Origin of the sequence: Mycobacterium timonense (assembly GCF_025821985.1) — a bacterium.
GTDB classification, from domain to species: Bacteria; Actinomycetota; Actinomycetes; order Mycobacteriales; family Mycobacteriaceae; genus Mycobacterium; species Mycobacterium avium.
Genome location: NZ_JACKSY010000052.1, coordinates 1 through 1118, shown reverse-complemented (window position 1 = coordinate 1118; position 1118 = coordinate 1). Strand labels below are relative to the sequence as shown.

Sequence of the window (1118 nt, the reverse complement as noted above, 5' to 3'; positions counted from 1 at the left end):
CACACCGCAATCGAGTCCCTGCCCTCCGTCGAAGCCGACCGTCAGGCAGACTCAACCCCGTAACCCCTGCTCACTTTTCGACCGGAAGAAACTGCTCAGAATTCGACCGGAAGCGACAGGCGCCAGGAACTTTGACCCTTGGAGGGTGAAATGACCACTACACCACGCGGCCTACGCACCGCAGGCAAGCGCCTATGGTGGTCCGCGACCAGCGAGTTTGCGCTCGACGACCACGAGGCGATGCTGCTGCGGGAGGCGTCCCGAACCGTTGACCAGCTCGACGATTTGCAGGCCGAAATCATCGCCAGCGGCCCCGTAGTCGACTCCAGTCAGGGCATCAGTGTGCACCCCGCCATCGGGAGGCCCGGCAGCAACGCCTCGTGCTGGCGAAGATGATCACGGCCCTGCGCCTGCCGAAGGGCGTTGTGGGCGAGGTTGAGGCATGAAGCGTAAGGTGCCCGCATCGAGCACGCCGCCGCCCGAGCTGCTGACGTTCGACCCCGAGCATTGGACCCACGAGGCGTGGTGCAACGCAAGGGCGGCGTGGGCCGCGGCGGGCGGCTTCCGCGCCTGGCGGGGAAGATTAGCGCGAGTTACGGGAGGCGATGAACACTCCCGATGAGCCTTGGGATGTCTCAGAAGCAGTGCTGTCCGGAGCCGCACCCCATGCGCCTGCCGCCGCGTACCAGTAAATTCGCCGTTCATAAGATGGAGAGCCAGATTGCGCCAGAACGGCATTCAGACAATTCATCACAGCGAACGCGCTTGACAGGCGTACGGGTCCGTACTTCTCACGAAAACTGCGGGTTCGACTGGAGGAACTCGTCTATGTCGAGAATTGCTCGTCGCAATGCTCGCAAGTCCTGCTCTGGCACTTCCACCCATCCCGCATCGGAATCCTCTAGGTCATCACCCTCGATGTCGACCGGGAGCAATCCACGCGGAGCGTTCTGGGTGTTAATCAAATCCACATACGCGCCGAAGTCAATGACATAGACCCGACTTTTATCAGGCTAGTGCGCACGTAGGCTGTGGATGTTTGCGAGGATTTCGGCGAGGTCGGGTGGTGGCGGTTCAGCAGCGGTCAGGGTGTGCTTGCCGGCTTGGATAGTGACGGT

At 61.9% G+C, this 1118-nt stretch carries 1 protein-coding gene; it reads left to right on the top strand.

Translation table 11 applies throughout. The features are described from left to right. Nucleotides 1-150: 150 nt before the first annotated feature. Nucleotides 151-396 (top strand): hypothetical protein, encoded by a 246-nt coding sequence (locus H7I87_RS14840; protein ID WP_050483989.1) that lies wholly within the window; start codon nt 151-153, stop codon nt 394-396. Nucleotides 397-1118: the final 722 nt, after the last annotated feature.